This is a genomic window from Arthrobacter sp. ZBG10 (assembly GCF_001238605.1).
Lineage (GTDB): Bacteria > Actinomycetota > Actinomycetes > Actinomycetales > Micrococcaceae > Arthrobacter.
On sequence record NZ_LFQH01000047.1, the window covers coordinates 70,239 to 91,926 of the forward strand.

The window sequence follows — 21,688 nt, forward strand, 5'->3', positions numbered from 1 at the left end:
AGCGCCTAAAGCCAGCCCTTCTTTTTGAAGATCCCATACATTGCACCCGCGATGGCCACCATCAGCGCAAGCGCCAGCGGGTAGCCAAGGTCCCAGTGAAGTTCCGGCATCGTGTCGAAGTTCATCCCGTAGATTCCGGCCACAAACGACGGTGCAAACAGGATGGCAGCCCACGAGGAGATCTTTTTGACCTGCTCGTTCTGCTCCGCGCTGGCCTCGTTCTGCCGGTTCGCGGTCAGCGTGCCGTCCAGGGTCAGGGCGTTCTGCAGGAGGTCCCGGAAGGAATCGGCCCGGGAAATGACCCGCTCCACATGGTCCTCCACATCGCGCAGGCTGTGCTGGAGTTCGGTTTCCACACCGTACTTCGCAAACCCCCGCTTGAGCTGGAACATCATGTCCGGCAGCGGGTGGATGGCCCGCTGGAACTGGATCACTTCGCGGGCCAGCTCGTAGATACGCCGCGACACGGTTGAGTCGCCGCTGAAGAGCTGGTCCTCAATCTCGTCGATGTCGTTTTCCAGGCCGGCCACCACCGGGGCATAGTCATCCACCACGCGGTCCAGCAGGGCGTACAGCACAGCTTCGGGCCCGTGCTTGAGGAGGTCAGGCCGCGCCTCAAGCCGTTGCCGGACCCTGGCCACGCCTGCCATCTCCGCATGCCGGACCGTCACCACAAAGTTCTTGCCGGTGAAGATGTGCAGTTCACCGAATTCAACGGTTTCGGTTTCATCCACGTACCGGGCGGGCCGGAGCACCGTGAACAGGTTGTCGTCGTAGCGTTCCAGCTTGGGCCGCTGATGCGCGGACACGGCATCCTCGACGGCGAGCCCGTGCAGGCCGAACTCCGCTGCCACGGCGGACATTTCCTCCCGAGTGGGCCGGTACAGGCCGATCCAGGCCATCCCGCCGTAATGGGCCAAGGTCTCAAACGTCTGCTCCAGGCTTTCCGGCTCCGCATGCCTGACACCGTCAACGTAGACGGCGTTGTCGATGATGGTCACGGGCGGGTGGTCCTGACCCCTGGAAGCCGGCAACGCGAGGGGTGATAAAAAAGGCAGTCCATGTCCGAAGCCTAACCGTCCTGCCGCCGTCGGACGCCCCTGACACTGCCGCAACGGCCGTCAGCCACCGGCCGCCTTGGACAGGCCGCTGATCAGGGGCTCGGTCCGGTAGGGGATATGCGTGTGCAGGGCCAGGACGGTTTCCGTCCGGATCACGCCCCTGATCCGGAGCACCTGCCGCAGCGCGGTCTGCAGGTTGTGCGTATCGGTGGCGACCACTCGGCACCACACATCGCCCCGGCCCGAAATCTCGTGCACTTCGAGGACCTGGGCGATGGTCCGGAGGCCGGCCACCACACCATCCAGTTCCCGGTGCGAAACTTCGATGGTCACGAAGGCAACGACGTCGTAGCCCACCGCCTCCAGGTCCACTTCCCGCCCGCTGTGGCTCAGGATGCCCGAGCGGATCAGCCGCTTGACCCGGGTCTGCGCGGTGTTGCGTGCCACCCCCAAGGAGTCGCCGAGTTCGCCGACCTGGATCCGGGGATCGCGGATCAGCGCCAGGAGGATTTTGAGATCAGTAGGGTCCAGATTGTTCAAGTGGTCACTTTCCATCATCTTGGCTGGCCAATATTGACTGTTTTGCGCAATTCTGCCACGAATATCCGTTCAATAGGGCAGTAATGCCGCAATGTAGGGCTATCGGATATCCACCCCGCGCGGCCTCCCACAAGGACCAGCCCCGCGGTTGAACCAAGGCGGCACCATGACGGTCTTCAGTGAACTTCGCATGCGCCCTGCCCCGGCCGCTGCGGCCAGGGGCTGGGACGCTTCCACCACGGCTCGCCTGGCCATGGCCGGCGCCGTCATTTTTGTGCTCCTGGTGGGTGCCAACCTTGCCACCCCCCTGTATCCGCTGCTGCAGGCTGAGCTGGGGCTGTCCACCCTGGACGTCACGGCCGCGTTTGCCAGCTACGTCCTGGCCCTGGTGGCAACCCTGATGCTGGCCGGCCATTGGTCCGACCACATTGGCCGCCGCGCCGCGCTGATCCTCGCCGTCCTGGCAGGACTCGCCGGCGGCTGGGTCTTTGCGCAGGCCGGCACCCTTGCTGCGCTGTGCGCAGGACGGGCCCTGCAGGGAATGGCCGTGGCCCTGGCCACGGGCGCCAGCTCGGCCGCACTGCGCGAACTGCTGCCCTCCCGCCCCGAATGGGCCTCCCGCTTCACGCTGCTCGCCTCCGCAGGGGGAGTGGCGGCGGGGCCCGTCATTGGCGGCCTGCTCTCGCTGCTGCCGGACCCAACCGCCATGCCGTATTACGTTCATTCCGCGGTGCTCGCCGCGCTGCTGGTGCCGCTGTTCCTCCTGCAGGCCCGCCCCGCCATCAGCCAGCCGCCGGTCTCCCGGCCGTTGCAGGTCCTGGCGCCACGACGGCCTTCCGTGTCCCGCGAGGCGCGCGGGGCCTTCTGGCTGGCATCCGGCGTCGGATTTCTCAGCTTCGCCGTCTTCGGGTTCTGCCTGTCCCTGGCCCCGGGATACTTTGCGCAGGTCCTGGGCACGGATTCCCGGCCGTTGATCGGTGTCCTCGCAGGGCTCACCCTCGGCGCCTCGGCGCTCAGCCAGCTGCTCGCCATCCGTGGCCGGTTTGCCGTCCCCGCAGGTCTGGCGATCCTGGGGACAGCCATCCTGTTGCTGGGCGCGGCCGGAGCCTGGCACAACCCGCTGCTGCTGGTGGCGGCTTCCCTGGCTGCCGGCGTGGGCCAGGGCGTGGCGTTCCGTACGGTCTTCAACGACGTCGCGTCCCGGGTTGAACCGGCCCGGCACGCCCAGATTGTCAGCACCGTGTACGTGATCACCTACCTGGGCAGCGCCGTCCCGGTCCTGGGACTTGGCTGGGCCACCGGCGTTTTCGGGCTCGCGGCGTCCGTCAGTACCTTCGTGGCCGTGTGCGGCACGGCGGCACTGCTCCTGGCGGCCCTGACGCTCCGGCAGGTCCTGCGGCGGAGCTAAGCCCGCCGCTACGCAGGCAGGGGCCCGTGGTTACCCTGGATGTGCTCAAACACCAGGGTGGTCTCGGTGTGGCCCACCACCGGATCCGTGGCCAGGTTGTCCAGCACCCAGTCCCGGAGGTCTTCGGTGGTGGCCACGGCAATGTGCAGCAGGTAGTCCACCGACCCTGACGTGTGGAACGTGGACAGCACGGCCGGCAGGTGCGGTACCCGCGCGGTGAAGCGGTCGATCTGGTCCCGGTCGTGGGCCCGCAGCCGCACGGCCACCAGCGCCTGCACGGACCGGCCGATCGCGGACAGGCTCAACTTCGCCTCGTAGCCCTGGACAATGCCCCGCTCGGAGAGCGCCCGGGTCCGCATCAGCGCTGTGGACGGGGCGATGCCCACCAGTTCCGCCAGTTGCTTGTTGGAGATCCGGGCGTCTGCCACCAGCGCGGCCAGGAGCCGCTCATCGATGGCGTCGAGGGACTCCTGGTGCTGGACCGGCCTGGCATTCCTGGGGTTCGTACTCACTGCAGTTCCTTCCAACGTCCTGCATTCATCCTAGACCGCTGATTTGTCGCCAACAGGTGCCGCAGCCGGTGCGCCGCCGAACATCTGCAACGAAAGGCCGGGATGCGGCGCGGGTTAATTCGTTGCGACCAGTGGGTCGCGGGGATGGACGACGGCGACAGTCGCCGCGGTGAGGACCGCAAGGGCCATCACGGCCCCCGCGAGGGCGGACCAGCCGAAGGACTGGAACAGCAGGCCCCCGGCCCACCCCAGCACGCTGGACCCGAGGTAGTACGCCAGGTTGTACAGTGACGCCGCCTGGGCCCTTCCTGTGCTGGCGATGGCTCCGGTCCAGCCGGCGCCGATGCTGTGCGCGGCAAAAAAGCCGCCGGTGAACACCACCAGTCCGGCCAGGATCACGGGCAGGGACGGGGTGAGGGTCAGGGCCAGGCCAGCCACGGCAAGGGCCAGGCCCGCCAGCAGGATGGTCCGGCGGCCAAACCGCAACGTCAGGCCTGCGGCCCAGCGGGACGTGAACGTCCCGGACAGGTAGGCCAGGAAGATCAGGCTGATAACGGTGGCCGGCAAGCCGAACGGTGCCCCGGAGAGCCGGAACCCCAGATAGTTGTAGACAGCCACAAAGCCGCCCATCATCAGGAAGGCCTGCACGTAGAGTGCCAGGAGCCGGATGTTCCGCAGATGCCTGGCCAGTGTCGCCACGGCGCCGCGAAGCCCTGACGCCTGCGCGGCCACGAAGCCTTGCGCCCTGGGGACCAGGAGCAGGAAGGCGACGGCGGCCAGCGTGGCCAGGATCGAAACTGAGAGGGCCGCCGCGCGCCAGCCCCACAGTTCCCCGGCGGGTCCGGCCACCAGCCTGCCGGCCAACCCGCCCAGCGTGGTGCCGGCAACGTAGCTGCCCGCTGCGACGGCAGCATGCGCCCGGGTGACTTCCTCGTTGAGGTAGGCGATGGCAATGGCCGGGATGCCCCCCAGTGCCATGCCCTCCAGGAGCCGCAGGCCAAGGAGCATGCCGAAGCTGCTGGCCAGCGGCACCAGCAGGCCCAGGACCGTGGCGATGGAGATGCCCCAGGTCATGGCCTTCACCCGGCCGATCCGGTCGGCCAGGAACGACCATGGGATCACCGTAACGGCCAGGCCCACGGTGGCCAGGGAGATGGTGAGGGCGGCCTCCGCGGCCGTGATCTTCAGGTCGGCTGCCAGCAGCGGCAGGACGGCCTGGGTGGAGTACAGCTGGGCGAAGGTGGCCACGCCGGCGAACGAGAGGCCGGCGAGGATCCGCGTGTATGCCGCCGAACCTTTCGGGTGGCCATTCCACCGGAGCGGTTCCGGCTCGCTGCCGGGGAAGGGGGCGGGGCTGGACATTCCGTAAGCGTAGCCCCGGCCGTCATATCGCTCCAATGCATGCTTTGTGTCAAAATAATCGCAAATACGGATGAATTATCCGGGGCGCCCGGGTCCCGGCAGGAAAGGCCCGGCAGCAACGTGGAACCCGAACTCAAGCACCTCGTCCAGCTCCTCCCACTGTTGCCGGTCCTGGCGGAACTGGGACGGACGGGGCACATCACGGCCACGGCCGAGATCCTCGGCGTCCCGCAGTCCACGGTGAGCCGGGCCGTGGCCCGGGCCAGTGCCGTGGTTGGCGCTGAGCTGGTGGTCCGGGACGGCAGGGGAGTGCGCCTGACCCCCGCAGCGCAGACCCTGTTGCCGTACATCGACCAGGCGCTGTCCGGCTTCCAGGCGGGACTTGACCTGGTGCGCACCGAATCCGACGTGGCCCGCGGAAAAATCGCCGTCTCCTTCCAGCACACCTTCGGCGAAGCTGCCCTGCCACTGCTGATCAGTGCCTTCCGAAGCAGCCATCCCGCCGCAGTCTTCACCCTCAGCCAGGGGGCCCGCAGTGCCTGCCTGGAGGAACTGGCCGCCGGCCAGTCGGACCTGGCCCTTACGGCCCCGGTGGCACCTGCCGGCATGAACCTGGACTCCATCCCCCTGTACCGCGAGCCGCTCCGTTTGGTGGTCCACCACAGCCACCGGCTGGCCGGCCGGCGCAGTGCCGGCGTTGCCGAGGTCCGCACCGACCCGTTTGTTGCACTCGGCCCCGGTTATGGCCTGCGTTCGCTCACCGACGCCCTGTTCAAGGAGGCAGGGTGCCGGCCCCGGATCGCTTTCGAAAGCCAGGATTCCCATACCGTCCGGGGCCTGGTGGCGGCAGGGCTGGGGGTCAGTATCCTGCCGCCCGGTGGCGACGCCCCGGGCCGGGAACTGAGGGCAGCAACAGGAAACCTGGGCTGGGTTGAAGTGCCGCTGACGTCCCGGCTCGCATTCCGGGAGGTGGGTGTGAGCTGGCGTCGCGGGAAGCCTGGGTCCGAGCCCGTCTCCGTGCGGCTCTTCCGGGAGATGGTGCTCAGCCGGGGGCAGGAACTGCTGGCCGGGCTGGCCGGCGGTTACGCATTACCGGAGCCGCCGGGAACATGAGGACGCCGCCAGGCGCATGCCCGGCAGTCCTGCTGCCAGTAACCTTGTGGCGTGACTTACACCGAAAAAACCCCCGTCCCGCCAGCTGCCCCCACCGAAGGCCACACCCCCGGTGCCCTGAACGGCATCATCATCGGGCTGGACATCGGCGGCACCAAGACCCACGGCATCCGGTTCGAAGACGGCGTCCCGGTGGCTGACGAATCCGCGGGCAGCTCCAACGTGCAGAATGTCAGCCGGGAAGACGCGGCCCGGAACCTCGCTGAACTCTTCGCGAAAATCGGCGGCGGCCCGGTAGCAACGGTGTACGCAGGCTCCGGCGGGATCGACACCGAAGACGACGCCGCGGCGCTCGCCGCCCTGATCGCGCCGCACGTGCCGGGGGCCCGGGTCACGGTGGTCCACGACTCGCGGCTGCTGCTTGCCGCCGGCCACGCCAGCACCGGTGTGGCGGTCATTGCCGGGACCGGCTCGGCTGCCTGGGGCAGGAACGCCGACGGCGGCGAGGCCCGGGCCGGCGGCTGGGGTTACCTTTTGGGCGATGAAGGCAGCGGGTACTGGCTGGGCCGCGAGGCCGTCAGGTACAGCCTGACGCAGATGAACAAGGGACTTGCCCCGGATTCCCTCACCACAGCCCTCCTCGCCGGCTGCGGCGTGGCGGACCCCAACCGCCTGATTGCCCTGTTCCACGACCCGGCCACCGGCCGCCGGTTCTGGGCCCAGCAGGCACGCCACGTTGTCGCCGCCGCAGCCACAGGCCATGCCCCCAGCCAGGCCCTGCTGGAACAGGCCGGAGCGGACCTGGCCGCACTGGCGCTGCAGGTACTCCGCCAGCTCGGGCTTGAAGGGCCCGTCATCCTCGGCGGCGGGCTGGGCATGAATGTGCCGGCCCTGCAGGAGGCATTCCGCGGCCATTTAGCGGCTGCGGGCGTCACCGAGGTTCGCGTCCTGGACCAGGAACCCGTGTTCGGGGTACTGGACCTGGTGGCCGGGCCAGCCTGACGGGGAACTTCAGCCCTGGATGGAACGGCGCCGGGGCGTCAGGCGGACGCCGGGCAGCGGCGGCGCCGGAATCCGTCCGGACTCGGCCCCCGCGTCCGGACCATGGCCGGGGACCAGCCCGTACCGGGCCGCTGCATTCTCGGAATCCGCCAGCGCCGCCTGGGCTTCCCACTCGTCGCGGGCCTGCTCCACTTCGTCGTGGGTGCGGCCCACAAAGTTCCACCACATCAGCAGTTCCTCGCCGAAAGGTTCGCCGCCGATCAGGAGGAACCGGGTGCCGGGAAGTGCCGTGAGGTGCAGGTCGGAACGGCCGGCGCCCAGGTAGCCCAGCGGTCCCGGCGGGATGTCCTGCCCGTCCACCGTCAGGCCGCCGTCGAGCACCAGGATGCCGTGCTCGAATCCCGGATCCAAGGGCAGGACTGATGCCCCCTCGCAGACCACGTCGGCGCCCACGATCGGCGAAAACATCGTTGCGGGCGAGGCCACGCCGGCCAGCTCGCCCACGAACACGGTTGCGGTGTAGCCGGGTGCCAAGGCCTGCGGCAGGTTGCGGTGCTGTTCGAAAGCCGGGGCGCGGTGCCGCTCGGCGTCCGGCAGCGCCACCCAGAGCTGAAGCCCCCGCTGCAGCGGCAACTCCCCACCGCCGTCGGGAACGACGGCGAACTCCGAGTGGGATACCCCGTGGCCTGCCGTCATGATGTTCAATTCCCCGGGCCGGACCACCACGTCGCTGCCCACGCTGTCCCGGTGCCGGATGGTCCCGGCCAGCGGCCAGGTCACGGTCTGCAGGCCGATATGGGGGTGGGGGAGCACGGACATCGCCGTCCGATCCGGCCCGAAACTGTCCAGGAAGCACCAGGCGCCAATGGTGGGCAGTCCCCGCTGCGGCAGCGTCCGGCGGACGTTCATGGCCCGCACCCCGCCCAGCGGAACTTCCCGCTCGGGCCACAGCTGCAGGCAGGGCCCCGGGCCCTCCCCGCTGGGTGCCGGCGGACAGACTTCCTGCTGCGGGGATACTTCCAGATTCGTCACCCTCCCACTTTAGGCCGCGCCGGCCGGGCGGCCCAGCGGCCCCTTGGGCGGCCCGGAATTCCTGGCCTCCGGTCCACCCATCCGGCAGGATTCAGGTTCCGAATGGTTACAGAAGGATTCCTTTTGCCCCAATCCGATCCTTGGCGGGTGTTCACGGCCAAGGATTGGGTTACCGTAACTATCAGTGTGCTGATGACCATGTCCCGGCACCACGGATGCCGTCAACAGAACAGGTAAGTCCGCACCATGGACCAGGCAATGATCGAGTTCAAGAGCGTCACCAAGCAGTACCAGGGCGGGCAGGCGGCCGTGGCGGGACTGACCATGGCAGTAGCCAAGGGGTCCATCACCGTTTTTGTCGGTCCGTCCGGCTGCGGCAAAACAACGTCCCTGCGCATGATCAACCGGATGGTGGAACCCACGTCCGGTGTCATCACCGTTGATGGCAGGGATGTGACGTCCGTGCCCGCTGCCGAACTCCGCCGCTCCATGGGCTACGTGATGCAGTCCGCGGGGCTGCTGCCGCACCGTTCGGTGCTGGACAACATCGCCACCGTGCCGCGCCTTAACGGGGTATCCAAGGCCGCCGCGCGGAAACGCGCCGAGGAACTGCTGGACGTGGTGGGCCTGGCCCGGCCCCTGGCCAAGCGGTACCCTTCACAGCTTTCCGGCGGCCAGCAGCAGCGCGTTGGCGTGGCGCGTGCGCTGGCCGCAGACCCGCCGGTGCTGCTGATGGATGAGCCCTTCAGCGCCGTGGATCCTGTGGTCCGTGACGAACTCCAGCAGGAACTGCTGCGGCTGCAGAAGGACCTGGCTAAAACCATTGTGTTTGTCACCCACGACATTGACGAAGCCACCATCCTGGGCGACCAGGTCGCGGTGTTTGCGGTAGGCGGAAAACTCGCCCAGTACGCCACCCCGGAAGAGATCCTGCGGGCCCCCGCCAACGATTTCGTCGCCTCGTTTGTTGGCCGGGACCGCGGCTTCCGCCACCTTGGCTTCACCCCGTCCGACGGCGTCAGTATCCACCCGGTGCCCACCATCATCCGCGAAGGGGACAGCCACCGGTCGGACCCGGCCGCCACCGGAGGCTGGCAACTCGTAGTGGACTCGGGAATGCGTCCGTTGGGCTGGGCCATTCCCGGCACGGACACCGCACTTATTCCGGGCGGTTCACTGTTCCGCCCGGGCGACAGCCTCCGCCGTGCACTTGATGCCGCGCTTTCGTCCCCGTCGGGCCTGGGCGTCGCCGTGGACCAGGAAGGCCAGGTCCAGGGTGTGGTCCGGGGCGGCGAAGTCCTGGCCCTCATCGAGGAAGCACGCCAGCTGCGGCAGGCTGCGCTCTGATGGAATGGTTCCTTGCCAACAGCGGCATGGTGCTGGAACGGGCCGGCCAGCACCTGGTCCTGGCCCTCATCCCCATGCTTGCGGGGCTGGTCATCGCGATCCCGCTGGCCCAGCTGGCGCGGCAGAACCGGGCCCTCCGTTCGGTGGTCCTCACCGCATCGTCCCTGCTCTACACGGTGCCGTCCCTGGCGCTCTTCATCATCCTGCCCACAATCCTGGGCACCCGGATCCTTGATCCGCTCAACGTTGTGGTGGCGCTGACGGTCTACGCGGTGGCGCTGCTGGTCCGCGCTGCCCTGGACGCCTTCGACTCCGTGGACGACGGCGTCAGCCAGGCTGCCGTGGCCATGGGCTACAAGCCGTTGGCCCGTTTCCTCCAGGTGGACCTGCCGCTGTCCCTTCCTGTGATGTTCGCCGGCCTTCGCGTGGTTTCGGTCAGCAACATTTCGCTGGTCAGCGTGGCGGCCCTCCTGGGCATCGGAAACCTTGGCATGCTCTTCACGTCCGGACTGCAACGGGACTTCATCACGGAAATCGTGGTGGGCATCGTGGCCATCCTTATCCTTGCCCTGTTGATGGATGCCCTCCTGGTGGTGCTGGAACGAGTTATGACGCCGTGGGTGCGGGCCGGCAACCAGCGCGGCGGACAGGAACTTGCCCCGGAACACAACACCTCGAACGACGCCGACGGCGGGATCCCGGCTGCGGCCGGAACAGCCGGGGCCGCCCGGCGGCTGGCGCAGCCGAAGACCGGAGGGGGGAACGCATGAGCAACGTCTTTGCCGACACATTCGCCTGGCTCACCGACCCGCTGCACTGGACCGGCAGCGCAGGCATCCCCACCCGGCTGGTGGAACACCTCCAGTACACGGGGCTGGTCATGCTGATCGCCACCGCCATCGCCGTCCCCATCGGCCTGTACGTTGGCCACACCGGCCGCGGCAGGGTGGCGGTGGTGGCCATCGCCGGTGCATTGCGCGCGCTGCCCACTCTGGGACTGCTGACCCTCTTTGTCCTCCTGGCCGGCATCGGCCTGATGCCGCCGGTCTGGGCCCTGGTCATCCTCACCGTGCCCCCGCTCCTGGCCGGCACCTACGCAGGCATCTCCAGCGTTGACCGGAATGTTGTGGACGCGGCACGCGCCATGGGGATGACGGAGCTCCAGGTGCTGTTCCGCGCCGAACTCCCCAACGCCCTCACCGTTATGTTCGGTGGCTTCCGGACCGGCGTCCTCCAGGTCATCGCCACAGTGTCCGTGGTTGCCTACATCAACCTCGGCGGCCTCGGCCGGTACCTTTTCGACGGCCTTGTCCTCAGCGACTTCCCGCAGATGCTGGGCGGTTCGCTCCTGATCGCGGTGCTGGCCATCGCCGTCGACCTTGTCCTGTCCCTGATCCAGAGGCTGTTCCTGACCCCAGGCGCCTCAAAGCAGTCCCCCCACAGCCAGCCGGCTGCGGTCGATCTCACAGAACCCGCCCCCGCGGAGCCTGTGGTACTAGGAGGAAAATCATGAATGAAAGCCGTTCACGCCTCGGCAGGCGGGCGTTCAGCGGCCTGGCCGCCGGCGTCGGCCTGGCCATGGCACTGTCAGCCTGTGGCTCGTCCGATCCGCTCAGCAACGCACCGGCCACCGGTGGTTCCTCGGACGGGAACACTGCCCTGGTGGTCGGTTCCGCCGACTTCCCGGAAAGCCAGATCATCGCCGAGCTGTACGCCGGTGCCCTGACGGCCGCAGGCATCACCGCCACCACGAAGCCAAACATCGGCTCCCGCGAGGTTTACTTCAAAGCGGTCCAGGACGGCTCGGTGGACATCGTTCCGGACTACACCGGCAACCTGCTCCTGCACGTGGACAAAGCAGCCGCGGAGGTTTCCGCGGAAGACATCCTCGGGGCGCTCCCGGACAAGCTCCCGGATGGCCTGGCAGTCGGGGACGCCTCCAAGGCTGAGGACAAGGACGCGCTGGTGGTCACGAAAGCCACGGCCGAGAAGTACCAGCTCAAGTCCATCGAGGACCTGGCCAAGGTGTGCAGCGAAATTGTGGTGGGTGCCCCCGCCACGTTCGCGGAGCGCGCCTACGGCCTGCCCGGCCTGAAGAAGAACTACAACTGCGAGCCCAAGAAGCTGGAACCGTTCAGCGACGGCGGCGGACCCGTGACGTTGAAGGCACTGCTGGATGACCAGGTCCAGGTTGCCGACATCTACACCACCACGCCGTCCATTGCCGATAACGACCTGGTGGTCCTGGAGGACCCGAAGGACAACTTCATCGCCCAGCAGGTCATCCCGCTCTTCAACGAAGCCAAGATGACCGACAAGGCAAAAGAAGCCCTGAAATCCGTCTCCAGTGTCCTCACCACCGAGGACCTGATCAACCTCAACCGTGCAGTCAGCGGCAGCCAGAAGCAGGCAGCCAAGGACGCGGCCGAGGGCTGGCTGAAGGACAAGGGCATCCTCAAGTAAGGATGCAGCGGCCGGGTGCCGGGGGAGTTGATCCCCGCCCTGGCAGGCCTGAACGCACGACGGCGGCTGCCGGACCTGGTCCGGCAGCCGCCGCTTTTGTGTGGGCGAGGTCTCAACGGGAAAACATCCTGCCTGTGGCATATTTGAGGAATGGCAGAATTCAGGCAGTCCACCAAGCTTCACAACGTGCTCTACGACATCCGTGGACCCATTCTTCAGGCCGCCCAGCAAATGGAAGCGGAGGGTCACCGGATCCTCAAACTGAACATTGGAAACCCGGCACCCTTCGGGTTCGAAGCGCCGGACGCCATCCTGGTGGACATGATCCGCCACCTTCCCCACGCGCAGGGCTACAGCGATTCACGGGGCATCTTTTCCGCCCGCACCGCCGTGTCGCAGTATTACCAGACCCGCGGCATCCAGAACATCCACGTGGACGATATCTACCTGGGCAACGGCGTCAGCGAACTCATCACCATGTCCCTGATGGCGCTGCTGGACGATGCTGACGAAGTCCTGATCCCCACCCCGGACTACCCGCTGTGGACCGCTTCCGTTGCGCTGGCCGGCGGCAAACCCGTCCACTACCTGTGCGATGAGGACTCGGGCTGGCAGCCGGACCTTGAGGACCTGGAAGCCAAGATCACCCCGCGGACCAAGGGCATTGTGGTGATCAACCCAAACAATCCCACCGGCGCCGTCTATCCCGAAGAGACGCTGAAAAAGATCGTGGCGCTGGCGGAAAAGCATGGCCTGGTGCTCTTTGCCGATGAGATCTACGAGAAGATCCTGTATGAGGATGCCGTCCACGTAAACATGGCCAAGCTCACCGGCGACGATGTCCTGTGCCTGACCTTCAGCGGACTGTCCAAGGCGTACCGGGTTTGCGGCTACCGGGCCGGCTGGATGGCCATCTCCGGGCCGAAGAAGGACGCCGCCGATTATCTCGAAGGCATCAGCCTGCTCGCCAACATGCGGCTCTGTGCCAATGTTCCCGCCCAGCACGCCATCCAGACGGCGCTGGGCGGTTACCAGAGCATCAACGACCTCATCCTGCCCGGCGGCCGGCTTTTGGAGCAGCGGAACAAGGCGTACGACATGCTCAACGCCATTCCCGGCGTGAGCACGCAGCAGGCCCGCGGGGCCCTGTACCTGTTCCCCCGGCTGGACCCGGAGGCGTTCCACATCCGGGACGACGAGAAGTTTGTCCTTGACCTGCTGCGGGAGGAGAAAATCCTGGTGTCCCACGGGCGGGCGTTCAACTGGGTGCGCCCCGACCACTTCCGCATGGTCACGCTGCCCAACGTCAAGGACATCGAGGAAGCGATCGGCCGGATGGGGGACTTCCTCAGCAGGTACAAGGGGAACTAGCCTGAGTTCACGGGCTGTTCAGGCCCGTGAACTTCGCCGGAAGGATTCGCCATGACCACTGTGGTCGGCTTCGAACAGGACCCCGCCCAGACCCTGCGGGCGGGGAAAAAATTCTCGCTGGCGGAGGTGGATCCTGACTCCACTCCCGGGTATCCGGGCAACAAGGAAAGCGGCAAGGCGCTGCTGGCCGGCCAGGACGACGATCTGGGCGAACTGCAGGAAAAGCTGTTCGCCGAGTCCCGTTTCGGCGGTGGCCGGCGCGTCCTGTTGATCCTGCAGGCCATGGACACCGCCGGCAAGGGCGGAATTGTCAGCCACGTCATGGCAGCCATGAATCCGCAGGGGGTCCAGTTCAAGGCCTTCAAAGCCCCCACCGAGGAAGAGAAACAGTACGACTTCCTGTGGCGGATCGAAAAGGAGGTTCCCGCGGCCGGCATGGTGGGGGTCTTTGACCGGTCCCACTACGAGGACGTCCTGATCCACCGGGTCCACGGCTGGGCAGCCCCGGAGGAGATCAAGCGGCGGTACGCGGCCATCAACGAATTCGAGTCCCGGCTGGCGGACGCCGGCACCAAAGTGGTCAAGGTGATGCTCCACATCAGTGCTGACGAGCAGAAGAAACGGCTGCTGGCGCGGTTGGACACACCCGAGAAGCACTGGAAATACAGCCGCGGCGACCTGGACGAGCGGGCCTTCTGGCCGGACTACATGGCCGCCTACCAGGCCGCCATCGACGCGACCAGCACGCCCGGCGCACCCTGGCACGTGGTCCCGGCCAACAAAAAATGGTACGCCCGGATCGCCGTGCAGCACCTGCTGCGCGGTGCCCTGACCGGACTTAACCTCGAATGGCCCAAGGCAGAGTTCGATGTGGCGGCCGAGCGGGAACTGGTGGCCAGGTCCTGACCGGCTAAGGGGATGGCCTTAGAGCGGCTGGTCCCGGGCTGCTGCCAGCCGCTTCCGGGCGCCCTCGAGCCATTCCTCGCACCGCTGTGCCAACGCTTCGCCGCGTTCCCAGAGACCCAGGGATTCCTCAAGGCTGGCGCCGCCGGCCTCCAGCCGTGACACCACGGCCACCAGCTGCTCGCGGGCTTCCTCGTAACTCAGCCCGCTGACGTCGGCCCCTGCCATTTGCTGCTCACTCATGTGCTGCTCCTGCTTCCACGTTGTCCTCTTCTGTTTCGACGGTGCCACCGCTGCCGGTGGAGGTGGCGCCAAACCGGCCTTCCGCCACCCGGATGGACAGCGGGGCCCCAGCCGGCGCCTCCGCCGGGTGGCGCACCACTGCGTGTCCGGCGGCCGTACCCGGGACGGCGCCGGCCCTGGCAAGTTCGACGACGGCATAGCCACGGTCCAGGGTCTTCTGCGGCGACAGCGCACGCACCTGGGCCTTGAGGTGCTGGAGTTGGTCTGCGGCGCGGACCACGGAGGAGTTGACGGCGGTCGCTGACCGCCGCAGCAACCGTTCCAACTCTTCCTCCCGGACTGTCACCAGGCCTTCCGGCGCCGCGAGGACAGGCCTGGACCGCAACGCGGTGAGCCGGTCCGTCTCCCGGTCCACCAGCCGGTCCATGCAGCGCCGAAGCTGCTCGCGGGCCTGGCGGACTCCCGCGAGTTCCTCGGAGACATCCGGCACGATGCGCTTGGCGGCGTCCGTGGGGGTGGAAGCCCGGAGGTCTGCCACGTCATCAAGGAGCGGCCGGTCGGCTTCGTGGCCAATGGCGCTGACCACCGGCGTGAGCGCCGCAGCGACGGCCCGCACCAGTTCCTCACTGTTAAACGGCAGCAGGTCCTCCAAGGCACCACCGCCGCGGGCAATCACGATCACATCCACGTCGGGGCGTTCATCGAGTTCACGCAGCGCCCGGATCACTTGCGAAACGGCCGTATTGCCCTGCACCGCCACCTCGCGGATCTCGAATTCGACGGCAGGCCACCTGAGGGCTGCGTTGCGCAGGACGTCTTTCTTGGCGTCGGAATCCCGCCCGGTGATCAGGCCGATCCTGTGGGGCAGCAGTGGAAGGGGCTTCTTGCGCGAATCCGCAAACAGGCCCTCAGCGGAGAGGGCCTGGCGAAGCCGCTCGATCCGGGCCAGGAGATCACCCAGGCCCACCGGCCGGATGTCGCGGACCAGCATGTTCAGCCGTCCGGTCTTGATCCAGAACTCCGGCTTCAGGAGGGCCACCACCCGGGAGCCCCGCTCAAGCGGCAGGTCCTGGCGTTCCAGCACCTTGCTCCACACCGACGCCGGCAGGGACACTTCCGCGTTGACGTCCCGCAGCGTCAGGTAGGCGTTGGTGCCGCGCCTGTTCAGCTCGATGACCTGTCCCTCAACCCAGGCCGACGGGGTCCGGTCAATGTGGGCTTTCAGCTTCTGCGACAACAGCTGGAGCGGCCAGGGGTTATCAGGGCTGGTTTCCGCGGCCGTGGCAGGCAGGGTGGTAGGCGCGTTGTCCGGCAGGGCTGCCTGCTCAGACATGCGGCTGTCCGTACGGGGCTGGAACGGGGGACATGGGGTCCTTCATCTCTTGTGCGGCGGTCAACCAACCTTATCCATAACCTCTATCACCGGGGTCTGACAGCGGCCGGTCAGGATCGTTGCCTAGGATGGTTTGACCGCTGTCGACCCTGAAGGACCTGTTGTGCGCACTTTTGTTTCCGCCGTTGCCACGCTGCTGGCCGTGCTGCTGGCTGCCGTGGCCGTCCCGGCCATCTGGCTGGAACGCACCATCGTCCAGGAGGAAGGCTTTGTTGGTTTGGCGGCTCCCCTGGGAACCAACGCCGAATTCCAGCAGCGGCTGGCCGCCGCCGCCGTCGGAACCATCGATACCAGCGCCGTCCCGGGCATCGTGTCCGAACTGGTGAAGCCGGTCCTTGCGGATGCGGCCACGTCGCTGACGTCCCTTCCCGGCTACCCGGCGGCGTGGGAGGAAACCCTGCGCAAGAGCCACCGGCTGAGCTTTGCCGTCTCCGGTCCGGATGCCGGCACCCCGTCAACGCTGACGCTCGATGTGGCGCCGCTGGTGTCCCTTGCCACCGGCGAGGTGTCCCGCGCCATCGGCATCCCGCTGGCGCCACCCGCCGAGACGCTTATCAGCGTGGGCCAGCCGCAGCAGAAGGAACTGACTGAACGGCTGGCTACGTTTGCACCGGTTGCATACCTTTTGGCGATTGGCTCGGCCGTTGCGCTGCTGCTGGCTCTGGTGGCAGCGCGGCGTAAATGGACGGTGCTGGCCGCTGCGGGGGTGGGTGCCTTGCTGCTCGCGGGATTGTGGGCCGTCGGGACCGGGGTTGGATCAGCCATGGCGCTCGGCACGGACACCGGCAACGACCTGGGAAACCTGTTCCGGGACGAATTCGTTCCGGCCGCAGCCGCAAGCTTCCAAAGCTGGGCCGGGGTTACCGCCGTCGTCGGGGGAGTGCTCCTGCTGGCAGGGGTTGTGGCGGGGGTCTCCTCGAGGCGGCGGGCACAGCCAAACCGGTAGCATGGGGAAATGACCTCCACCGCTGTTTCCCTTTCGATGCCAACCATTCCGCGTAGGCGCCGCTCGCCCGAGGAAGTAGCAGCCGCAGCCCCCGTTTCCGGGGCGAAGAGGGTGCTGCTGGCAGCCCCGCGCGGCTACTGCGCCGGCGTGGACCGCGCGGTGATTGCAGTGGAGAAGGCGCTGGAGCATTACGGCCCGCCCGTTTATGTCCGCAAACAGATTGTGCACAATGTCCACGTGGTGAGCTCCCTTGAGGAGAAGGGTGCCATCTTCGTTGACGAAACGGACGAGGTCCCCGAAGGTGCGCTGGTGATCTTCTCAGCCCACGGTGTCTCGCCGGCCGTAGTGGAATCCGCCGAGCAACGCGGTTTGCGCACCATCGACGCCACCTGCCCGCTGGTGACCAAGGTGCACAAAGAAGCCGTCAGGTTCGCCAAAGACGATTTTGACATCCTGCTGATCGGCCACGACGGCCACGAGGAAGTCGAAGGTACGGCCGGGGAAGCACCGGACCACATCCAGATCATTAACGGCCCGCACGAAGTGGACCAGGTAACCGTCAGGGATCCCGAAAAGGTCATCTGGCTCTCCCAGACCACATTGAGCGTGGACGAAACCATGGAAACCGTCCGGCTGCTCAAGGCCCGCTTCCCCACGCTGCAGGATCCGCCCAGCGACGACATCTGCTACGCCACCACCAACCGACAGGTGGCGATCAAAAAGATCTCGCCGCAGGCAGAGCTGGTCATTGTGGTGGGATCCGCCAACTCCTCGAACTCGGTCCGGCTGGTGGAGGTGGCCCTCGAGTACGGCGCCAAGGCCTCCTACCGGGTGGACTTTGCCAACGAAGTCGACGAAGCCTGGTTTGAGGGTGTTGCCACCGTAGGCGTGACCTCAGGGGCGTCGGTCCCGGAAGTCCTGGTCCAGGACGTGCTGCGCCTGCTGGCCGACTATGGCTACGGCAGCGTTGAAGAAGTGGTCACCGCTGAGGAAGACCTGCTGTTCTCGCTGCCCAAGGAACTCCGGGCCACCCTCAAGCAGGCCGGCGACGTGACCCGCGCCCTGGGCGGGCGCAAGGCACGCGACTGACCTCGCCTGCGCTACCCTGGCTTACGCCGCTTCTTCGTCGCGTTGCAGTTCCGGCGCCGCCACTGCCCGGGGTGTTACCTCGATGGCGGGCGGTGCCGCCAGCCCGGCGGCGTCCAGCGAGTTGAGTTTGCGTGCAGTGGGCAAGACCCGGGCCTCGAGGGTCCCCACCATCGAGTTGTAACGGTCCACTGAGGACTTCAGCGAGGCGCCCAGCTTGGTGACGTTCTCACCGAGCGTCCCCATTCGGTCGTACAGCTGGCTGGCCAGCTCAAACAGCTCGCGGGCACTGTCCGTGAGGACGTCCTGGCGCCACGTGAACGCGACGGATTTCAGGACCGCAAGCAGCGTGCTGGGGGAGGCCAGCACCACGTTGCGGGACAGCGCATGGTCCAGGAGCTCCGGGTCCGCGTTCAGGGCGGCGGCAAGAATCGATTCGGCGGGCAGGAAGCAGATCACCAGTTCCGGTGAATTGCCGGGAATATCCCAGTACTTTTTGTTGCCCAGCGCGTCCACGTGCGCCCGGAGCGCTTTGGCGTGCGCCACAAGCAGGGACTGCTGGTTGCGGCGTTCCATGGCGGACGGAAGGCCGGCGGGACGGGTGTCCGCAGTGCCGAGCTCCTGGGCTTCCAGGTAGGAGGACAGCGGCACCTTGGCGTCCACCACAAGCTGCTTCTGGCCGGGCAGCTGGACCACCAGGTCCGGGCGGACGCCGGACTCGCCGCCGGTGCTGTGGAGCTGCTCCACAAAATCAACGTGGCGGAGCATGCCGGAGGCTTCCACCACGCGGCGCAGCTGCACCTCGCCCCATTGGCCGCGTGCACTGTTGGACCGCAATGCCGATTCGAGGGCGTGGGTGGACCGGATCAGCTGTTCATCCGAGAGCCGCGCCTCCTGCAGCTGCTGGGCCAGCTGGCCGTACTGTTCCACCCGGTCCCGCTCCAGCAGCGCCACCTGCTGCTGGACAGCGGTGAGCTTCTCCGCCACCGGCGCCAGGGCGCGGAGCACACTGCCGTCCTGCGACCTGGCCTCGCCGAGCTCCCGGTTCTGTGCCGCCAAAAGCCGCCGCTCGGCGTCGGCCGCTGCGAACCTGGCGCTCACCTCCGAAAGCCGGGACGAGACGGCATCGAAGTCCTCCTCCAGCCCACGGGACTTCTTCCGAAGCGCCAAAAAGACGGCGGCGGCGCCAGCGAAGACGCCCAGCAGCAACGTGAACAAGGCCAGAATCAGGGCAAATGCATCCATGTCCTTACTGTTGCATGGGGCTCCGACAATTTGCGGCAGGTAGAATCTATGCTCGTGGCTCTAACTATTGGCATCGTCGGACTGCCCAACGTCGGCAAATCAACTCTCTTCAACGCGCTCACCCGCAACCAGGTCCTGGCGGCGAACTACCCGTTCGCCACCATCGAACCCAATGTCGGCGTCGTGAACCTGCCTGATCCGCGGCTGCAGAAGCTCGCCGAGATCTTCGGTTCCCAGCGGCTGCTCCCGGCGCCGGTGTCCTTCGTTGACATCGCCGGCATTGTGAAGGGTGCGTCCGAGGGCGAAGGCCTGGGTAACAAGTTTCTGGCCAACATCCGCGAGGCGGAGGCCATCGCCCAGGTGGTCCGCGTGTTCGATGACCCTGACGTCATCCACGTTGACGGCAAGGTGGATCCGCGCTCGGACATGGAAACCATCAACACCGAGCTGATCCTGGCCGACCTCCAGACCATCGAAAACGCCATCCCGCGGATCGAAAAAGAAGTCAAAATCAAAAAGCGGGAAGCCGCTGAGCTCGCTGCCATCAAGGCGGCGCAGGTAGTGCTGGAACGCGGTGACACCGTGTTCTCCTCCATCAAGAGCGACAAGCTGGAGATGGAGCACCTCAGGGAGCTCGGCCTGCTGACGGCCAAGCCCTTCATTTACGTCTTTAACTCTGACGAAGGCATCCTGGGCAGCCCGGAGAAGCAGGACGAACTGCGCGCTATGGTGGCCCCCGCGGACGCCATCTTCCTCGATGCCAAGCTGGAATCCGACCTCGTGGAACTGGACGAGGAGGAAGCCCGCGAAATGCTGGAGATGAACGGCCAGGACGAATCCGGCCTGGACCAGCTGGCCCGCGTCGGCTTCCATACCCTGGGCCTGCAGACCTACCTCACGGCAGGACCGAAGGAATCACGTGCCTGGACCATCCACCAGGGCGACACCGCCCCGCAGGCTGCCGGCGTGATCCACTCCGACTTCCAGCGCGGCTTCATCAAGGCCGAAGTGGTTTCCTTTGACGACCTCGTGGCCGCTGGTTCCATGGCCGAAGCGAAGTCCCGCGGCAAGGTCAGGATTGAAGGCAAGGAATACATCATGGCCGACGGCGACGTGGTGGAGTTCCGCTTCAACGTCTGATCCCACAGAATTTTGAGACGGCCCCGCATGCTTCCGCATGTGGGGCCGTCTCTGTTGGTGCTGGGCTACCTGCAGCACGTGACCTAGGATCTCCTTCGAGACCGGGATGCGCACTGACCCCTACCTGAACGGTGCCTAACAGACCGGCATCGGGCACAGCTGGGGCCTGGCGAACGTCACCAGCTCCGAGGTCGCCGGAGCCCGGTACGACAAAGTGATCTCCCTCGCCGGGCCGGCATGCTCCCGGACTGGAAACCACAGCCAAATACGGAATATTCGAATCTTTTTTACTATGATCTGCTCGTCCATGGGCAGGGAGTTACCAACCTCATCACGAATAAAGGGATGGTGTGGGATGGAAACAACCCGATTTATCGCGATGAGTTCGAACAGCACTCCTACCGAGGACCTGAGGACGACAAAATGGACGGCGCGATTGACACCGTCGAAGAAGGGAACATCCTCATGAACAACCACAGCCTCATCGCCTCCAACAGCCAGGACAACATGAAAGCGCTTGAAGACATGCTTGGAATTGTGACTAGATGAGGGCGCGGAGCGGTGCCATGACGTTATTGCTGGTGGGTCTGATAGGGCTTGCGGTTGTGGCGGAAACACGAGTTCGACCGAGCCAACTGTGCCAATTGCTGCTCAAACACAGGAGGAACCGATGAAAGCTGAACTGACCTGGCAGGAAGCTAAAGCCCACACACAAGCCATGCAATTAGAGATCGCCGCACTGATCCCAAAAGATGCTGTTATCTTGATTGATCAGAAGAAGAAGGGCGTGCTTCTGTCCTGCAACAAGACCCAACACAACTGGAACGCTTCAACGACGCTCACGGTCGCCGAAGGAACCGAATTAGAGCCCATCGTGGGAGCCATCGAAGCCCATTACCGGGCGAACGGCGCCAAAGTATCTGTCGATAGGAATGTAGATGAAAACTATAGAATCCAAATCGACCCGCCTGCTCCAGGGGAGAGTTACATCGTCTCCGAAGGATTGTCCCCAAACGAAATCCGTATCGCATCAGGATCTGCGTGCTTCACCTTGCCCGAGGGCGTCTACCCAGGTGGGGATTTTTAGATCCTCATGAACAACCACAACCTCATCGCCTCCAAAGCGAGGACAACAAGCAAGTACTCAAAGACATGCTTGGCATTGTGGGGCGCGACGCGGTGCAGAGTGGACCGCGCCTTGAAAGCTAGGGACTATACCCACGAAGACATCGCGGCCGTCACCGGCTACAGCTTCCAACGCATCGGCCAAAGCCATAAAAACAACCAGCTGACGCGAGCATGACGAGTCGAGCTGACGGGGCTGCAGGCCGTCCGAGAAAGCGCCGGTTGCAGCGTAGGAAGGTGTTGGAGCGGCGGGTACCTATCGTGTTCGCGGTCATCGTTCTGCTGGTGCTGGGAGTGGGACTGGCCCACAACTACCTGGTTGACCGGCCCAGGGTCGCTGCGGAGGTCACAGCCAAGGTGGAGTCCAGGGACGGAGAGGTTCTTTTTATCGCTCAT

Annotated in this window: 22 protein-coding genes; 14 read left to right on the plus strand and 8 right to left on the minus strand. The window is 66.1% G+C overall.

All coding sequences use genetic code 11. The features are described from left to right. Positions 1-5: 5 nt before the first annotated feature. Positions 6-1,001 carry a magnesium/cobalt transporter CorA gene (corA, locus tag ACU18_RS12000; protein WP_050685824.1) on the minus strand — a complete coding sequence of 332 codons (996 nt, stop codon included), beginning with the start codon at positions 999-1,001 and terminating at the stop codon, positions 6-8. 120 nt (positions 1,002-1,121) lie between these two features. Next, on the minus strand, positions 1,122-1,601 hold the full coding sequence (locus ACU18_RS12005) for an Lrp/AsnC family transcriptional regulator (protein WP_231686070.1): 480 nt from the start codon (positions 1,599-1,601) through the stop codon (positions 1,122-1,124). A 166-nt stretch (positions 1,602-1,767) separates the two neighbouring features. Between ACU18_RS12005 and ACU18_RS12010 the strand changes: the two genes are divergently transcribed. Next, positions 1,768-3,009 (plus strand): MFS transporter, encoded by a 1,242-nt coding sequence (locus tag ACU18_RS12010; RefSeq protein ID WP_050685967.1) that lies wholly within the window; start codon positions 1,768-1,770, stop codon positions 3,007-3,009. Between the two features lie 8 nt (positions 3,010-3,017). Here the strand turns inward: ACU18_RS12010 and ACU18_RS12015 are convergent, their stop codons facing one another. Both ACU18_RS12015 and ACU18_RS12020 read right to left on the minus strand, forming a co-directional pair. Continuing rightward, entirely contained in the window at positions 3,018-3,521 is a 504-nt protein-coding gene (locus ACU18_RS12015) for an Lrp/AsnC family transcriptional regulator (RefSeq protein ID WP_050685829.1), read from the minus strand. A 114-nt stretch (positions 3,522-3,635) separates the two neighbouring features. Then, positions 3,636-4,883, minus strand: a complete 1,248-nt coding sequence (locus ACU18_RS12020) for an MFS transporter (RefSeq protein WP_050685831.1) — start codon at positions 4,881-4,883, stop codon at positions 3,636-3,638. A gap of 120 nt (positions 4,884-5,003) precedes the next feature. On the opposite strand from ACU18_RS12020, the gene ACU18_RS12025 reads away from it, so the two are divergent. Further along, positions 5,004-5,996 (plus strand): LysR substrate-binding domain-containing protein, encoded by a 993-nt coding sequence (locus ACU18_RS12025; RefSeq protein WP_050685833.1) that lies wholly within the window; start codon positions 5,004-5,006, stop codon positions 5,994-5,996. A gap of 51 nt (positions 5,997-6,047) precedes the next feature. After that, positions 6,048-6,998: a BadF/BadG/BcrA/BcrD ATPase family protein gene (locus tag ACU18_RS12030; RefSeq protein WP_082178305.1), complete on the plus strand. Its 951-nt coding sequence runs from the start codon at positions 6,048-6,050 to the stop codon at positions 6,996-6,998. A 9-nt stretch (positions 6,999-7,007) separates the two neighbouring features. Here ACU18_RS12030 and ACU18_RS12035 read toward each other — a convergent pair whose 3' ends face one another. Then, positions 7,008-8,030, minus strand: coding sequence for a pirin family protein (locus ACU18_RS12035; protein WP_050685835.1), 1,023 nt, complete (start codon positions 8,028-8,030; stop codon positions 7,008-7,010). Between the two features lie 246 nt (positions 8,031-8,276). Between ACU18_RS12035 and ACU18_RS12040 the strand changes: the two genes are divergently transcribed. The 6 genes from ACU18_RS12040 (at position 8,277) to ACU18_RS12065 (ending at position 14,117) form a co-directional block, all read left to right on the plus strand. Next, positions 8,277-9,377 carry an ABC transporter ATP-binding protein gene (locus tag ACU18_RS12040; RefSeq protein ID WP_050685837.1) on the plus strand — a complete coding sequence of 367 codons (1,101 nt, stop codon included), beginning with the start codon at positions 8,277-8,279 and terminating at the stop codon, positions 9,375-9,377. Continuing rightward, positions 9,377-10,147 carry an ABC transporter permease gene (locus ACU18_RS12045; protein ID WP_050685838.1) on the plus strand — a complete coding sequence of 257 codons (771 nt, stop codon included), beginning with the start codon at positions 9,377-9,379 and terminating at the stop codon, positions 10,145-10,147. The genes ACU18_RS12040 and ACU18_RS12045 overlap by 1 nt, the downstream gene beginning before the upstream one ends. Beyond that, entirely contained in the window at positions 10,144-10,890 is a 747-nt protein-coding gene (locus ACU18_RS12050; RefSeq protein WP_050685840.1) for an ABC transporter permease, read from the plus strand. Before ACU18_RS12045 ends, ACU18_RS12050 begins: the two co-directional genes overlap by 4 nt. Next, complete coding sequence (locus ACU18_RS12055) at positions 10,887-11,840, plus strand: ABC transporter substrate-binding protein (protein WP_050685842.1); 954 nt, start codon at positions 10,887-10,889, stop codon at positions 11,838-11,840. The genes ACU18_RS12050 and ACU18_RS12055 overlap by 4 nt, the downstream gene beginning before the upstream one ends. 150 nt (positions 11,841-11,990) lie before the next feature. Continuing rightward, on the plus strand, positions 11,991-13,211 hold the full coding sequence (locus ACU18_RS12060) for a pyridoxal phosphate-dependent aminotransferase (protein WP_050685843.1): 1,221 nt from the start codon (positions 11,991-11,993) through the stop codon (positions 13,209-13,211). 51 nt (positions 13,212-13,262) lie between these two features. Continuing rightward, positions 13,263-14,117: a polyphosphate kinase 2 family protein gene (locus tag ACU18_RS12065; protein WP_050685845.1), complete on the plus strand. Its 855-nt coding sequence runs from the start codon at positions 13,263-13,265 to the stop codon at positions 14,115-14,117. Between the two features lie 18 nt (positions 14,118-14,135). On the opposite strand, the gene ACU18_RS12070 is transcribed toward ACU18_RS12065, so the two are convergent. Further along, positions 14,136-14,357, minus strand: coding sequence for an exodeoxyribonuclease VII small subunit (locus tag ACU18_RS12070; protein ID WP_050685847.1), 222 nt, complete (start codon positions 14,355-14,357; stop codon positions 14,136-14,138). Beyond that, positions 14,350-15,690 (minus strand): exodeoxyribonuclease VII large subunit, encoded by a 1,341-nt coding sequence (gene xseA, locus ACU18_RS12075; protein ID WP_050685849.1) that lies wholly within the window; start codon positions 15,688-15,690, stop codon positions 14,350-14,352. The genes ACU18_RS12070 and xseA overlap by 8 nt, the downstream gene beginning before the upstream one ends. A 163-nt stretch (positions 15,691-15,853) precedes the next feature. Here xseA and ACU18_RS12080 point away from each other — a divergent pair, with 163 nt between their 5' ends. Both ACU18_RS12080 and ACU18_RS12085 read left to right on the plus strand, forming a co-directional pair. Next, positions 15,854-16,696, plus strand: coding sequence for a hypothetical protein (locus tag ACU18_RS12080; protein WP_050685851.1), 843 nt, complete (start codon positions 15,854-15,856; stop codon positions 16,694-16,696). Between the two features lie 9 nt (positions 16,697-16,705). After that, complete coding sequence (locus tag ACU18_RS12085; RefSeq protein ID WP_050685853.1) at positions 16,706-17,785, plus strand: 4-hydroxy-3-methylbut-2-enyl diphosphate reductase; 1,080 nt, start codon at positions 16,706-16,708, stop codon at positions 17,783-17,785. Between the two features lie 21 nt (positions 17,786-17,806). On the opposite strand, the gene ACU18_RS12090 is transcribed toward ACU18_RS12085, so the two are convergent. Further along, a complete protein-coding gene (locus ACU18_RS12090; protein ID WP_050685855.1) occupies positions 17,807-19,027 on the minus strand; it encodes a DNA recombination protein RmuC in 1,221 nt (406 codons plus the stop codon). A 54-nt stretch (positions 19,028-19,081) separates the two neighbouring features. Here ACU18_RS12090 and ychF point away from each other — a divergent pair, with 54 nt between their 5' ends. The 3 genes from ychF (at position 19,082) to ACU18_RS12105 (ending at position 21,254) form a co-directional block, all read left to right on the plus strand. Continuing rightward, positions 19,082-20,167 carry a redox-regulated ATPase YchF gene (gene ychF, locus ACU18_RS12095; RefSeq protein ID WP_050685970.1) on the plus strand — a complete coding sequence of 362 codons (1,086 nt, stop codon included), beginning with the start codon at positions 19,082-19,084 and terminating at the stop codon, positions 20,165-20,167. Positions 20,168-20,512: 345 nt separating this feature from the next. After that, complete coding sequence (locus tag ACU18_RS19655) at positions 20,513-20,716, plus strand: hypothetical protein (protein ID WP_157407690.1); 204 nt, start codon at positions 20,513-20,515, stop codon at positions 20,714-20,716. A gap of 121 nt (positions 20,717-20,837) precedes the next feature. Continuing rightward, positions 20,838-21,254, plus strand: a complete 417-nt coding sequence (locus ACU18_RS12105; protein ID WP_050685858.1) for a hypothetical protein — start codon at positions 20,838-20,840, stop codon at positions 21,252-21,254. The last annotated feature ends 434 nt before the right edge of the window (positions 21,255-21,688 follow it).